This is a genomic window from Psychrobacter proteolyticus, from assembly GCF_038155145.1.
Classification (GTDB): domain Bacteria; phylum Pseudomonadota; class Gammaproteobacteria; order Pseudomonadales; family Moraxellaceae; genus Psychrobacter; species Psychrobacter proteolyticus_B.
Genome location: NZ_JBAKAY010000006.1, coordinates 146409 through 161812, shown reverse-complemented (window position 1 = coordinate 161812; position 15404 = coordinate 146409). Strand labels below are relative to the sequence as shown.

At 42.1% G+C, this 15404-nt stretch carries 12 protein-coding genes; 9 read left to right on the top strand and 3 right to left on the bottom strand.

Annotated features, from left to right (window positions below; translation table 11 throughout):
• Positions 1-8 precede the first annotated feature (8 nt).
• The gene (locus V6252_RS09315) at positions 9-1823 is read left to right on the top strand and encodes an ATP-binding protein (protein WP_425355873.1); all 1815 of its coding nucleotides are present in this window, start codon (positions 9-11) and stop codon (positions 1821-1823) included.
• Positions 1824-1982: 159 nt separating this feature from the next.
• Here V6252_RS09315 and efp read toward each other — a convergent pair whose 3' ends face one another.
• On the bottom strand, positions 1983-2555 hold the full coding sequence (gene efp, locus V6252_RS09310) for an elongation factor P (protein WP_057761310.1): 573 nt from the start codon (positions 2553-2555) through the stop codon (positions 1983-1985).
• Positions 2556-2715: 160 nt separating this feature from the next.
• Here efp and epmB point away from each other — a divergent pair, with 160 nt between their 5' ends.
• The 8 genes from epmB (at position 2716) to V6252_RS09270 (ending at position 13746) form a co-directional block, all read left to right on the top strand.
• Complete coding sequence (epmB, locus tag V6252_RS09305) at positions 2716-3723, top strand: EF-P beta-lysylation protein EpmB (protein ID WP_341610196.1); 1008 nt, start codon at positions 2716-2718, stop codon at positions 3721-3723.
• A 356-nt stretch (positions 3724-4079) separates the two neighbouring features.
• Entirely contained in the window at positions 4080-5837 is a 1758-nt protein-coding gene (locus V6252_RS09300) for a hypothetical protein (RefSeq protein ID WP_341610195.1), read from the top strand.
• A gap of 310 nt (positions 5838-6147) precedes the next feature.
• A complete protein-coding gene (locus tag V6252_RS09295; RefSeq protein WP_341610194.1) occupies positions 6148-8235 on the top strand; it encodes an EAL domain-containing protein in 2088 nt (695 codons plus the stop codon).
• 64 nt (positions 8236-8299) lie between these two features.
• Entirely contained in the window at positions 8300-8758 is a 459-nt protein-coding gene (locus tag V6252_RS09290; protein WP_341610193.1) for a c-type cytochrome, read from the top strand.
• Between the two features lie 49 nt (positions 8759-8807).
• Positions 8808-9833, top strand: coding sequence for a MoxR family ATPase (locus tag V6252_RS09285; protein ID WP_341610192.1), 1026 nt, complete (start codon positions 8808-8810; stop codon positions 9831-9833).
• A 252-nt stretch (positions 9834-10085) separates the two neighbouring features.
• Positions 10086-11102 carry a DUF58 domain-containing protein gene (locus tag V6252_RS09280; protein WP_341610191.1) on the top strand — a complete coding sequence of 339 codons (1017 nt, stop codon included), beginning with the start codon at positions 10086-10088 and terminating at the stop codon, positions 11100-11102.
• The gene (locus tag V6252_RS09275; protein WP_341610190.1) at positions 11099-13363 is read left to right on the top strand and encodes a DUF3488 and transglutaminase-like domain-containing protein; all 2265 of its coding nucleotides are present in this window, start codon (positions 11099-11101) and stop codon (positions 13361-13363) included. The genes V6252_RS09280 and V6252_RS09275 overlap by 4 nt, the downstream gene beginning before the upstream one ends.
• Before the next feature lie 95 nt (positions 13364-13458).
• Entirely contained in the window at positions 13459-13746 is a 288-nt protein-coding gene (locus V6252_RS09270) for a DUF4031 domain-containing protein (protein ID WP_057761296.1), read from the top strand.
• A gap of 89 nt (positions 13747-13835) precedes the next feature.
• Here V6252_RS09270 and V6252_RS09265 read toward each other — a convergent pair whose 3' ends face one another.
• Positions 13836-14354: a DUF302 domain-containing protein gene (locus tag V6252_RS09265; RefSeq protein WP_341610189.1), complete on the bottom strand. Its 519-nt coding sequence runs from the start codon at positions 14352-14354 to the stop codon at positions 13836-13838.
• 111 nt (positions 14355-14465) lie between these two features.
• On the bottom strand, positions 14466-15386 hold the full coding sequence (locus tag V6252_RS09260) for a LysR family transcriptional regulator (protein ID WP_341610188.1): 921 nt from the start codon (positions 15384-15386) through the stop codon (positions 14466-14468).
• Positions 15387-15404: the final 18 nt, after the last annotated feature.

The window sequence follows — 15404 nt, the reverse complement described above, 5'->3', positions numbered from 1 at the left end:
ATTATTTAATGGAGTTTACCTTGTCTATGTCTAACTCGCCAAAGCAGAGCTACCCTGTCGCGGTAGATGAATCAGAGCGTATTAACAAGCTAAAAAAGTATCAGGTACTCAATGAAGATGATGAGCCTGCATTCGATCGGCTAGTCGCGCTGGCAAAGCTGTTCTTTGATGTACCAGTAGTTACGATTACCTTTATGGATGAGGAAACCCAATATCTAAAACCAGCTTGCACATTTGACAATGAACCTGACAGTATATGCACGACATCACGTGATATTGCTTTTTGCAACTATACAATATTGTCTGATGACGTGTTTATAGTGCCAGACACGTTGAAGGATAGTCGTTTTAGCCAAAACCCTATGGTCACAGGCTCTCCTTATTTAAGATTTTATGTTGGTGCACCTATTATCTTATATGAAGACAATAGAAGTTATCGTCTAGGTACTTTATGTCTCATGGATACGAAACCTAATCATAGTTTTAATGATCAACAATCAGAAATCTTAGCGGAATTTGCGAAAATGGCAGCTGACGCTTTACAGTTGCAGGATAAGCAACGTGATGCAAAGCATGCTAATGAAATGAAATCGAGCTTTTTGGCTAATATGAGTCATGAGATTCGTACACCGATGAATGGAATTATCGGTATGGTAGATATGTTAGGTGATACCGATCTTAGCGATGAACAGCGAGAATACGTTGATAATATTAAGGTTTCTAACGAGCATTTGATGGTCATCATTAATGGTATTTTGGACTTATCGAAAGTCGAGTCTGGAAAAATGACGATTAACTCTATTCCATTAAATTTATCTAGCTTATGTAATGAAGTCGTCAGTTTGTTTGCTATAAAGGCACGCCAAAGAGGCTTGACTTTAGATTATCATTATACTGAAACATTATCGCCCTACGTTAAAGGAGATTCTGTACGCCTCAAACAGATTATAGCCAACCTTGTTAATAACGCGATTAAGTTTACGCGTGAAGGTGGTCGAGTAAGTATCGATGTCAAACATATGGACAACTGCTACTGCCCAGATAACATTGACGAAGATGTTATCAGCACTGGTCTAAAAGACAAAGCAAGTAAAATAGAAGGCGATAAAACTGGCCAAAATATGACTTTGTGTATAGAAGTTAAAGATACAGGGGTCGGCATTAAACCAGAATCGTTAGAGGCTATATTTGATGCTTATGATCAAGCAAACAAATTTACCCATCGTCTTTATGGTGGTACTGGACTTGGACTTTCTGTTTGCAAATCTCTAGTCGACTTAATGGGTGGTCACATTCATGTGAGCAGTGAGGTAGGAGTTGGTACCACTTTTAGCGTATTGTTGCCGCTACCTACTATTGCAGAAGACAAATATGAGGTATGGCAAGACTCTAACGATATGACGATGATCGAACCTAGTCACGAGCGAGCTGGTCATATATTGTTGGTTGAAGATGATACTGTTAATGCGATTATTGCCAAAAAAGCACTAACCAACAGTGGTCATACCGTGACTCATGTTACTGATGGTCAGCAAGCAATTGAGGCTTTTGCTCTATTTCCTGAACGTTATGACGTGATATTAATGGATCATCACATGCCGATTTTGGATGGGGTACAAGCTACCATTAAGCTGCATGAATTATATGACCCTCAAGTATTGCCGCCCATTATTGCTCTAACTGCCAATGCAATGGACGGCGAGCGTGAGAAATATCTGAAAGTTGGTATGCAGGACTATTGCACCAAACCTTTTAAGCAAGAGCAGCTAAATGCCTTGGTACAGTATTGGCTGATACAGAAGCAATCATTGGAGGAAGAGTAACTTACTAGTTATTAGTATTAGCGCCCTTGATTAGCATCTTGATATAACCATGATGGATAAATATAAAAAAAAGCTTAACCGCCTATATGGTGGTTAAGCTTTTTTATTGATGATAAAAATATAGATAAATATCAACTACCAATCATGTTCGGAGCGATATTAGTTCACGCGAGTTTGGTAGTCGCCAGTACGCGTATCAACACGTACCACTTCACCTTGTTGCACAAATAATGGTACACGTACAACGGCACCTGTCTCTAATTTAGCAGGTTTGCCACCACCGCCTGAAGTATCGCCGCGTACGCCAGGATCTGTTTCTGTGATTTCTAACTCAACGAAGTTAGGCGGCGTGACTGAAAGAGGAGCACCATTAAATAACGTAATGGTACATAGAGCATTGCTGTTTTCTTTTAACCACTTGATTGAGTCACTCATTGCGTTTTTGTCCGCTTGAATCTGCTCAAAGCTCTCAGGATGCATAAAATGCCAAAACTCGCCATCGTTGTATAGATAGTTCATTTCAGTGTCCATCACATCAGCAGCTTCTAAGCTGTCACCTGATTTGAAAGTTTGTTCCAGTACTTTGCCACTACGAAGATTGCGCAACTTAACACGGTTAAAGGCTTGACCTTTACCAGGTTTGACAAACTCGTTTTCAAGAATGGCACAAGGGTTGCCATCAAGCATCACTTTTAGACCAGCTTTAAATTCATTAGTAGAAAAACTTGCCACAAGAAACTCCTAGGGGTTGTAAATATAATAGTAAGACATAGGGCTGACTGTACCAAAATTTTCTGTTATGCCAAGTATTTACGGATTAACGAGGATACTTTGATAGGCTAGACACTAAGGGCGTATAATATCGGATTTTGGGCACAGGTAATAGGCTGTCATGATAAACCATTTAATCACACAAAAAAACTGGCAAACGCAATTATCGGAAGCTATTACATCTGTTGATGAGCTATTGAGTATCCTACAGCTTGAATCAATGCGTGCAGAAGTTTACGTACCTAAGCATTTTGAACTGCGTGTGCCGCGTGGCTTTGTGGCAAAAATGGCTATTGGCGACCGTAATGATCCCCTGCTTAAACAAGTGTTGCCAGACCAGAAAGAGCAAATCAATGTCACAGGCTACGTAGCAGATCCGCTAAGCGAAAACACTCAAAACCCTGTGAAAGGCTTGCTCCATAAATATCAGTCGAGAGTATTGTTAACGATTACAGGCGCGTGCGCTATTCACTGCCGTTACTGCTTTCGTCAGCATTTTGACTATAGTGCTAATATGCCTACTGCTGATGCAAAAGAAAATATCATCAATTATATTAATGCAAATCCTGAGGTCAATGAGGTAATTTTAAGTGGTGGTGACCCACTAAATGTGACCAATCGACGTTTGTTTTCATGGTTAGATACTTTGGAATCTCTTCCGCAGATTACTACCATTCGACTGCATACGCGTTTGCCATTGGTGATACCCGCACGCTTGGACGCTGCATTGTTAGAGAGGTTATCTCAAAGTCGCTGTCATATTGTCATGGTCATTCACTGTAATCATGCCAATGAGCTAGATGCACCAACCGCTGAGTATTTGCAACGTGCTAGAGCAGCTGGAGTTACGCTATTAAACCAAGCCGTGTTGTTAAAAGGTGTCAACGATACTCTTGACGGGCAAGTGAAGCTTAGTCAGCGTTTGTTTGCTTCTGGCGTGCTACCATATTATTTACATGTGTTGGACAAGGTGGCTGGTGCAGCGCATTTCGATAGTAGTGAGCAAGCAGCGATTGAGCTTTATTGGTCATTGCTAGCATCATTGCCAGGTTATCTTGTCCCTAAGTTTGTCAGAGAGTTACCGAATAAACCTTTTAAAGTGCCGATTGATATTTACAGCAATAGCTAATATAGGGCACTATAACAATTTAGGAGAATTAGTAAACAAAGAATGGTTGTTGTGAGGTGTGTAAATAACACTTATTGAAAATAAAATTTAAGATTCTTACTTTTCCAAGATAATAAATGGATATATTATGGGAAAAGAATATAGACTATCGGCACGCAGATTAATAAAAGAGCATGTAAAGTTAAATATATGGTTCCAATAGTGCCCATATATTATTTAAGTGTATTTCTCAATCAAGGCCCACAATAGATAGATATCATCATTCTTCTATAGTCGATCTTAACAAGCATTCTTTATGCCCTGTATAAATTTACATTGCTGATTACCTGAAAGTGACCAATAGTGAAAGGATACTGATGATAAATTTGTCGATATTTAAAGATTATTTAAACTCTACAGCGCCACTACCTCTGTCATCAAATCGTTCAGTAAACGGTCAAGAGCGATACTTGCTCAAGTTATTGACAACGTTACCTTCGCAAACTCAGGAGCAGCAAGCAGAACATCTAGAAAGTGTACTAACAGTACTACGTGAAGCCAATATAGATGACCAACAACGCCTTAAACTTACGGCCACAGTAGTCGATGCTTCAGATCGATTGATAGCGACTCTGAGGCAGCATTATATATATGAGACAGGTGCGCTTAATCAGTCTCAAATGTCATGTGTTGCTCAAATACAATCACTACATTATTTGATTATCATGGTCTACGATAGAGTTATACGTCGTGAAGTTTTATCTTCAAATGATCCGTTGAAGTTTTCTTCTAGTAAAGGTTGGCAGCGCTATTTTAGTACTGAGAACAAGCCTTCTAGCACGCTCGCTATTGCGACGTATCAGTCACTATTAAGATACCAAAAACTATTAGGTGAAGAGGCGCTATGTTATCGAAAGCCATCAAATTACCTATGGTCTAGAATCAATCAGTTGTACTATTTAGCGCATAAGCAAAAAGTGACTGATATTGACCTGAGCATACATACTGCCACACATCAGGCAAATAATATTCATCAATTATATTGCCAAATCTGTTTACAACATTTATTGAACGTGCGTGCTATGAGACGCCCCACAATCTTACTGGTACAACGATTACTGCCTGAGTGGGCTAAGTATATGGTTGCAACAATGGAGCCAACCACTGAGACACGGGTTTTTGTTGATCTTCATAGTAATAGCCCACCCAGTTATTTAACTGCCAACTCTAATATTAATCCGTATGAAGATCGTCATGATTGTCTATTTATAGAGCTTACGCCGATGGTTCTATATTTCAATTCACGTAAGCGAGCTTTTATAGAAGAAGGTAGTGTAGGAGTGGAGTATAGTTTACTCAATACTATTTCAATGACCATTAGCTATCGTTACTTACAGCCGCCACTTACCTTGCCAACCAAATATAGTACCACCCAGCATGCGAAACTAATTACTAACTTCAGTGATATACACTATCATGCTAGTCATTCACAAAGCTTTGCTAACCTAATTTCTATAAAAGATCTGAGAGAAGAAGAGCGCCCTTTATACAATACATTCGACAAAAGACGCGTTTACGACAGTGCAACCATAGAGTTGTTTGATGATCATGACAATTTTTCACCATATCGCACATTGCACCTGTTACCGAAAGATAGTGAGCTAGATAAGGATTCTATTGATGAAGCTGTTCTCAATAAAGGTGGGCTCAGTGTAGAAAAAGCTGACCCTGACTTTTCTACAACGGCACCGAAGCCCTTACATATCATGAACTTGCTTCTAGTCTGCCGCTCTGATGACACGGTTCAACCTGACTGGTCAATAGGCGTGGTACGCTGGCTCAACCTAGATACCAAAAATCTAGAAGTAGAATGGCAGGTACTCGGACATAAGCTTGTAGCGTGTGGGTTACGTTTGGAAGGCAGCAAAACGAGAAGCCGCCATTTTTTACCAGCATTTATCCTTGGAAAAGATGAAAAGCTGAACACTACTGGCACGTTGATAGTGCCACCTTCTTATTTTCAAATCAATGATAGAGTCGTCATGCGTATCGGCAATAAACAAACCTCTTTACGATTAGGGCGTAGGCTGATGATGACTGATGAGTTTAGCCAATATGAGGTAGCGCAACTCTAGGCCTTACCTTTGTTCCCAAAACGCAGATAGATAGGTTGGTAGCAGCGAAGCCATACAGGTTTTTAATAAAAATATAGTGGACAACAAGGGGCATAAGTTAATCTGCAGCGGGCTGAATTATTGTCTATAATGACGGATGTTGTTACTCTGACTTCTATGATACCCCTAACAATAAAAAAACAACCTAAACCAAAAACTCAGTCAATACGATAAGATTTTCTGAACTTCATCCTAGTGCTTCTTTCATGTTAGGCTAGTCTGAAGGAAAGGTGTAAGGTATCAAGATAAAAATACGACTAAAAGGCTCCCTATGCGCTCTCAATCTCTTTTGAATTTATTGGTAATCAATGATGATCAGCTCTACGCTGAACGTCTTGTGCAGTTATTGAGTCCTTATTACGATAATGTAAATTTAGGGTTTTTGGACGATAAAGAAGAGCTATTGAAACTCTTACGCCAACCGTGGGATATCTTGGTATTTGGTAAGGCTTATGATATGAGCTTTACGGATGTAGTGAGCCTAGTACAAGAGCAAAGTATTGATCTGCCGATGATTTGTCTAGTGAACGAAGAGATAGCGACGACAGCTTGTAATGAGGAAGGACTACCTACTGTCATTAGTGGCACAATGGTCAAAGCGCTCACCATCGATCAAGAAATGCCTGTCGTCATGGCTATTTGTCTACAGCATAGTAGTTTGCGCAGTCGTCGTGAGCTAAAAACTTTACGTCAAGTACTGTCTGAAGCAGAACAGCGTGCTAATGTGCTGATTAAGAACTCCAAGAGCGCGGTTGCTTATATTGATGAAGGGATTCATATCTTTGCTAATGATCCCTATCTCCAATTATTCGGTTTCAAATCAATGAATGAAGCGGTAGGCGTGCCTATTATTGATTTGATTTCGGGTGGTGATAGTGTCAAAGGATTTAAACAGTTTTTACGTCAATTTGACAAAGGCAGTCGCCAAGACGTTGAGTTCAATTTTGAAAGTGTGCGGACAGATGGCAGCACTTTTGAAGCAAAGTTACAATTGGCATCGGCAACATTAGAAGGTGAGCCAGTCACTCAGATTATTATTCAACAAAATAATAATAATAGTGCAGAGGTCGCTAAACGCTTGGCTGCCGCTGAGCGCAAAGACAATTTAACAGGCCTTGATAATCGTCGCGGTTTTGAAGAGCAGATGGCAATAATACATCAGCAGGCAGTACAAGGGTTGTTGACAGCAGCACTGCTATATGTGCAGCTTGACAATGTAGGTAGAATAAGAAGTAGCTTAGGTCTACAAGGAATAGATACGACTGTCAAACAAGTTGCCTATACGTTAGATGAGCTAGTACCTGATGGTCATGTGAGCCGTTTTAGTGATACCGCGTTTACGATACTTGTCAAAAATAAGACTGCAAGTGAACTTGAAGAACTGGCTGTGCATATCGGTTCCTCTATTAAGGATATGTTTATCGAGGTAGATAAACGTACGACGAATACAACGGTTAGCACTGCTATTGTCAAAATTGAAAAGAACACAGCAGAGCCTACTGTCATACTAGAACGTGCTATGGATGCTATGAGTCAAATCATGGTAGAAACTTCTAATAGCGGTGGATCTTATCATATATATGATCCAAGCGAACATGCTAATAGTGACGATCATGCACTTGCCGAATCGTTGGTTGATGCCATTACTAACAACCGCTTCGAGCTATCATTCCAATCAATATACGATATCAACAACGATCGTAGCGACTTCTTTGAAGTGTATCTAAGGCTACCATTGTCCGATGCTGACAATACTGTATTGACCCCTGATCAGTTTATGGCAGTGGCTAAAACGCATCAATTATTAGAAAAAATCGATCGATGGGTACTTATCAATGCCTGTAAAAAAATTAATGACGTACGTAAAGTGCATCCTGAAGCCAGATTGTTAGTACAGTTAACCAGTGCTTCATTAGTTGATAAAAAATTGCCGATTGTTGCCAGTCAGTTGATAAAGGCAGTGGGCGGTACAGCTGGTGTATTAACACTACAGTTCAATGAAATAGATATCTCTGATCATTTAACCGTCGCCAAATCCCAATTTTCCGCGCTCAACGATGTCAATTGTCAAATCGGTGTTAATAACTTTGGCTCGTCTGCCAAATCTATCGAAATTGCCAATTTTGTCCAACCTGATATGGTACGCTTGGCACGCAGTTATATTCAAGACATTGGTTCAGCAGAAAATTTAGAGACGGTCAAGTCTATTATCATGCGCACTAATGATATCAAAGTCGACGTGCTCATGCCTTATATCGAAGATGCAGCAACGATGTCGGTCGCTTGGAGTGTGGGCGCACGCTATTTGCAGGGGTATTATTTAGAAGAGCCTAGTAGCACAATAAAGGTAGCGAGTTAAAGGGCCAATATGTCATATCGTTTATGTCATGGCGATAATATTCCTCAACCAAAGATTGCTAAAAATGACACTTATTAATAAATATCAAATGAGCAGTCTTTTGGCTGCTGTTCTGTTGCTTGCAGCTTGTGAGAAAACGCCACCTGACCACCGTGCTCCTGTGACTCTGCCCTTATATACTGACGGCGATGCAGACAACGGTTCGATAATTTATAAAGATGCTTGTGGTCAATGCCATCAACGTAATGCAGGTCTGAATAAGAAAGGCCCACAATTAATGAATATATATGGGGCGCCAGCTGCCGAGTTAAAAGACTATACCTACAGCAAAGGGCTAGAAGATTCAGGTTGGGTATGGGATGCAGAGACACTCGATCCATATATTGCAGATGCCCAAAAAACCATGCCAGACTCCAAAATGTTGTCTGATCCTATACCAGATGCCAAAGAGCGTGCCGATATTATTGCCTATCTATCAACGCTCCGCGCCGCTGCACCGACCGTTACAGATGATGTAAACTGACATCTGGTTTATCATCGTTATGACCTAAAAAATGAGCCAATAACCTACCATGACCCATGCAGCTAACGATAGATCATTATCCATCTCTCAGAGAACAGCGAATCCGCTTAGCCAGTCCATCCCTAGTACGGCTGATTTTCAACGCAATCAGCAGCAAATTGCACAGCTGTTAGCGCAATTAAATCAGATTGTATTGGACAAGCCGCAAGCAGTTAGGCTAGCGCTCAGTTGTATATTAGCGGGCGGTCATTTGTTGTTACAGGACTTGCCTGGTATGGGTAAAACGACTTTGGCACAGGGCTTGGCACAGCTGTTGGGTTTGAGCTTTAGCCGAGTGCAATTTACCAATGATATGTTGCCTGCTGATATTTTAGGTATGAGCATCTATGACCAAAGTAAACAGCAATTTGAGTTTCGTCCGGGCGCTATCTTTACTCAGTTATTACTTGCTGATGAAATCAACCGTTCCAGTCCTAAAACGCAGAGTGCGCTACTTGAAGCGATGGAGGAGCGACAAGTCACGCAAGATGGCCAGACTTATCCTTTGCCGCAGCCGTTCTTTGTCATTGCCACCCAAAATCCATTGCAACAAGCAGGTGTCTATCCGCTCCCTGAGTCGCAGCTCGATAGATTTTTATTATGTTTGTCACTGGGGTATCCATCGCCTGCCGCAGAACGTGAATTGCTAAAAGGTGAGGATCGTCGCGAGCTACTCAAAGATTTAGACACCGTGCTTGATACTGAGGCTGTGCTGCTGGCTCAGCAGGGTGTCAGGCAGGTTTATGTGGCAGATACAGTATTGGATTATTTGCAAAGGTTGGTTGCAAAAACTCGTGCAAGCCAAGAGTATCATGGCTTATCACCTCGCGGCGTATTGTCACTACAACGTGCTGCCCAAGCGCATGCCTATGTATCAGGATATATGGAAGTGACCCCTGAAGATATCCAAGCGGTGTTTGCTGCGGTCACTGATCATCGCCTCGGTCAGCGTTTCGTACCCGCTCATGTGACTGGTGGTCAGGCAACAAAAACCATCGCTCAACGTATCCTAGCAGAAGTGTCAGTCGTCGCTTAGCAGCTGATATGCTGTTTGACCGTATTGATTAACTGCATCGGTGAACCATAGTTCTACACATAGTCAACGCTATATAACTTAGAAAAATATCAAAGTCACTCAGTTCACTATTTACGGTATTTTTACCTGCTTTTCTTGTATTCAAATTGTCCTGAATCAACTGTATCGTTCTATTCGTGAGTTTGTTTGTCAGTCAGATATAAATATAAATACCGACAGCATTGTCAATCAGATGGTAATAATAGGGTAGTCATGAGCTTGTTACCAAAGGCCTTAACCACACCAATAAAATCAGCTCTGAGCCGCTGGTTTGCCGCGCGCGCGCCTAAAAGTGATAGTGCTACGCTTAATCTGCGTAATGTCTATATTTTCTTTAGTCGTGAAGGGATGCTATTCGCCGTATTGTTAGGGATTACCTTTATCGCGGGTATCAATTATGGCAACAATTTGGTGCTTGGTTTGTGCTTTTATCTGGTTAGTGTTTGGCTAATTAGTTTTCATGTTACTTTTGCTCATATATCTGGTCTGCAAATGCGTCTGCTAGAAATCACTATGACAGAAGCTGGCTTGCCTGTTTGGATTACGCTACAGTTGAATAGTGATAGTCGCCAACCACGGCGTCAGTTGTTATTTGAATTTGAGCAGATAACCAATAAGAAAACCAAAAATGGCATAAATGCGCAAAGTTCAGTGCTTATCACGCGATTACAAGGTGAGCAAGTCATTCGACTGCCTATTCAAACCAATACTCGTGGTCAGCTTGAACTGCCGCGGTTAAAAATAAAAACAGTTTATCCATTAGGTATCATGCGTGCATGGTCTTATGTCTACTTTGCGCGTACAGCGTGGGTATATCCAAAACCTGAAGTTTTTGACTGGCAAGCAAAATACGCAATCGCAAGCTTAGAGGACTTACCAACAGGTGGGCAGTATAGACAGGGTCAGGACGACTTTGAGCGATTAGACAACTATGTCGAGGGTGAGTCATTGGCCCGAGTCTCTTGGGGGCATGTAGCGCGGGGACAAGGCATGCTGACCAAGCACTTCGCTGATCCGGTCGGTCATGAGCAAACGCTTGATTATGCAGATATGCCAGCTGCACATCACGAGCAAAAACTTGCACAATTGGCTTATGGGGCATTGACGCTGGGTCAGCTAGGTGTACCGTTTCAAATGCGTCTACCTAGTGATGCTCCTGCTACTGCGGAGATGGGTAACGGAGAATCCTTTGCGCAAGCATGCTTGCTAAGGCTTGCGAAAGCACCATGACCAATTCTAAACGCTTATCTTCCACTAATGTTGATGCACTGTCCACAGAGTATTCTGCGGTCGATGCTACAAAAAGGGCCAGCTTTGAGCAGTTGGCTTTAGGTCAAAAAGTCTCAATTCGACCTGAGCGAAATGACGCTAAATGGTATCGTAAGTTATTTGCACTGCCAGCTTATTATTGGGTGTTAATTGCTCAAGTCGTTGTTGTGTTACCGCATGCCGCACATTTACCATTATGGCTGATAGGATTTTCCGCCGTCAGTATCGCCGCTCAATTGCCTCATATTAAAGCTAAATTCAAAAAACTATCGCACCTAAAGCGTATTTATCAAAGTGTACAAATGCTAGGCTTTCTGCTGGGGCTATTAGGTCTATGGCTAACCTACAATACAGCATTTGGGCTCGATATGGGTGTGGCATTTTTGGTGTTATGCCTAGTTAGTAAGCTATGGGAGCTGTATAAGCGCCGCGATGCCTATGTGGTGTTGAATTTATCATTGTTCGTGCTTGCAGCATTATTTTTGATGGACCAAGGTTTACTGACTACTTTAGAAGTGATCGTTGGCGCAGTCATTGTGTTGCTAGCATTTATTGCGCTTAATGATGATAGCAATGCTAACGGTGATGGACGCTTGCGGACATTGGGCGTGTTAGGGGTTGGCGCGTTGCCATTATTGGTGGTGCTATTTTTGTTTTTTCCGAGACTGCCACCACTGTGGTCGGTACAGCTCTCAGGTCAGCAGGCCGTTACAGGTGTCTCTGATAGCATGTCTCCTGGCGATTTTGCCAATTTAGGGCAGTCAACTGAGCTGGCCTTTCGCGTAGAGTTCGCTGATGAGCGTCCACCGCAACAGCAGTTGTATTGGCGTGGTTTAGTATTTAGTGATTTCGATGGTGTCACATGGCGTCCAGCTTCCCAAAAGGATCAATGGTCGTCGAGATTGCAAGCACCTGCATGGATTCAGAATGCCTTTGCTACTGTACCTGATGAATCAAGGGCGGCACCTGTCAATTACAAGGTTATCTTAGAACCCACTCAGCAAAACTGGCTATTTGGTCTTGATTATCCGTTCTCCCAGCAGCCAGATATCAATACTACCTCTGAATTTACCTTATCAAAGGATCAACCTGTTACGCAGCAACTTCGCTATGATGTGTTGCAGTTTGCACAGATGCGTATTGATCCGGTTCTAACAGAGGCATCAAGACGTGAGAACCTTGCCTTGCCTAACGAAGGTAACCCTCAATCGCGCGCGCTTGCTAAGCAATTATTTGAGCAGTCAGGTTCAGACCCTGTGCGCTACATCGCTGCTATCGAGCAATGGATCAATCGAACAGAGTTTCGCTATACGTTGTCGCCACCACGGCTCAATACCAATCGGATTGACGAGTTTTTATTTGAAACCAAAGCAGGGTTTTGTGAGCATTACTCGTCAAGCTTTACTTTTATGATGCGGGCAGCTGGTATTCCTGCACGAGTAGTAGCCGGCTATCAAGGCGGTGAGCCAAGTCGCAATGGTAACGTATGGGAAGTGCGGCAAATGGATGCGCATGCATGGACTGAGGTTTGGCTTGAGGGCCAAGGCTGGGTACGTGTAGATCCGACAGCCTTTGTAGCGCCTGAGCGAGTAGAGCAAGGCATGAATACGATGACCCAGCAGCAAGGGGCGGCTATGTTTGGCAATGGTGCCAGTGCACAAATCAGCTATCAGCAGTATCAAATGCTACAAACGCTACGCCGCCTATCAGACCAAGCGAGCTACTACTGGCAAAAAGACGTAGTCGGCTATGACCAAGACAAACAGGCCGACTCGCTACTCAAATGGTTCAATATCAGCTCAATCATGCAGCAAATCATTTGGTTAGCCACCAGTGCGGTTTCCGTTATGGCTATCTTAGTATTTGTCATTTGGTATCGCCGCCGCAAACGTTGGCACCCAGTAGACCTACCTCTTGCTCAGCTTTCAAAACGTGTTGCCAAGTATGATAAATTATTAGCCCGCAATGATAACGAAGGGCAACTAGCTTGGCTGGAACGTTTGGCATCAGCTATTGATAGCCGTCAGGGTGACAATGCTCACTCTGCTACGAGTCAGCTAACAGATAGTAGCGACCCAATCGTTATTCAGACAAAGCTTGTTGAAATCAGACAAAACTACCGTCAGTTACGCTATGGACGACTGAGTACATTTGATAGCAGTCATAGCGAGTATCAAGAACGACTCAAACAACTTAAAAAAGATGTACGCGCATTGTTATAGAGGTTTTTGATGACAGTGTTATTAAGTTGCTAAGGTGTTTTGAGCTAATTAAAAAACAGATAAGCGAATTAGTGAATAAGTAGAGAGGTGGTTATATGGCGATATATGTAGATTTTGTGCAAATAAAATTCAAAGGCCATAAGTGGTGTCATATGCTGGCGGATAGCTTGCAAGAGCTGCATGATTTTGCGGCATTTATTGATGTGGATGCACGCCTATTTCATCGTAACGCCAGCTATCCTCATTATGACATCACGGTTCAAATGCGTGAAATCGCTATAGCGCAAGGTGCTATTCCTGCTGATAGAAAAAAGATTATCGAGTGCGCAAAGAAATTAAAAGTAGAGTTGAATGACCAGATAGAGCAATCTAGTCATTCTTGATATCAGTATTTTCAAGTAAATAAGTAATGTTTCAACTGCCTGTTCACTTATTTACTCGAATGTATATTTATTCAACTATACCGAGCGCATTATTTTGCTATTGCTGCAGTACTGATAGCGTTAAGTGCTTTTGAGATATTAGCAATCTCGGTATCGCAACCTTTTATATTGTGGCGTGTCTTGAGGTAGTCAGGGTTGTTGTATGACAGCCATACTTTTTCATCAGCATCTTCGCTAATTAAGATTTTTTGCGGCAAATCAATGGCAACGGTTTGCTCACAGTTCATTAATGGCGTACCTGCTTTAGGGTTACCAAACATAACGACTTGCGTTGGTCTCAATGATAAGTCGACACTTTGTGCATTTTTCTGATGATCGACTCGCGCAAATACTTTCATACCCTTGCTTTCAATAACTGAGACCAGTTTGTCTGCAGTATCTTGAACGGAGTGATTGCTCTGTAAAGTTACCAAGCCTTTTTCAGCATTGATAGAGGTAGTAGTGTCTGTCATAGCACCGGTGCCATTGGTTTTATCCAGCAGCGTATCGATACTGGCACAAGAAGAAACGGCTACTGCTAGCGCAGCGATAGAGAAGATTTTAATCATAATGATACCTATAAGTTATCTGTAGTATGGTCAGTCCTAACTATAATGAGCAACATCGAATATTCATTGTGCGCAATCAGGTCTGTGATTGCAATACGTCTTAACAGAACGTTAAACCAAATGTTCTGCCAAATAATCTACGAGCAGTCTAATCTTTGGTGATAGATGACGGTTATGCGGATAAATGGCCCAAATGCTTTCTTCAGGCTCTCTATAGTCATCAAGTAAACTGACCAACTCGCCGGACGCTAAATACTTTTGTACATAATAATCAGGCAGCTGTACGATACCTAACCCTTTTAGCGCAGCATCGACCAGACTATAGCCGCTGTTATATTGCACCGCACCAGAGACACGCAGGTTCCTTTCTACACTTGCTTGTTGGTTGTCCGTCTTACTATTAGTATGACTATTCTCTTTTGTTTTAGTAGTCTCTATAAAATGCCAGTAGTCACGAGTACCCAATAGGCAATTATGTTGACTTAAATCACTTAGATGGTGCGGTATGCCATGTTTTTTTAGATAAGAGGGCGCAGCGCAAACAAAGTTAGTACGCAGGCTAAGTTTCTTTGCCATCATCGTCGAGTCATGCAATTTGCCAATACGAATGGCCAAATCATAACCCCCTTCAATCAAATCAATTTTCTGATTACTCAAAAAGGCAGTCACTTCGATATCGTGATACTGCATCATAAAATCATTGATAAGGGGTAATAATTGCTGCTCACCATAAGTAACGGGCGCTGTTAGTTTTATCCTGCCTTGAGGCTTTGATTGTAAGTTGCTTACGGCTTGCTCAGCGGCATCCAAGCCATCGAGTACACTGCGGCAATGCTGATAGAATACACGTCCTTCTTCAGTCAGTGAGACCTTGCGCGTGGTTCGATATAGCAGCTTTATACTTAAGCGTTTCTCTAACGCACTGATCTGACGGCTGACTTGTGCAGTCGAGATACCCAGCTCTTTTGCACCACGTGTAAAGCTCTCATATTCTGCGACATAGACAAACTCACTAATTCCTTCCCAGCGCATGATTATTACCAACATGTA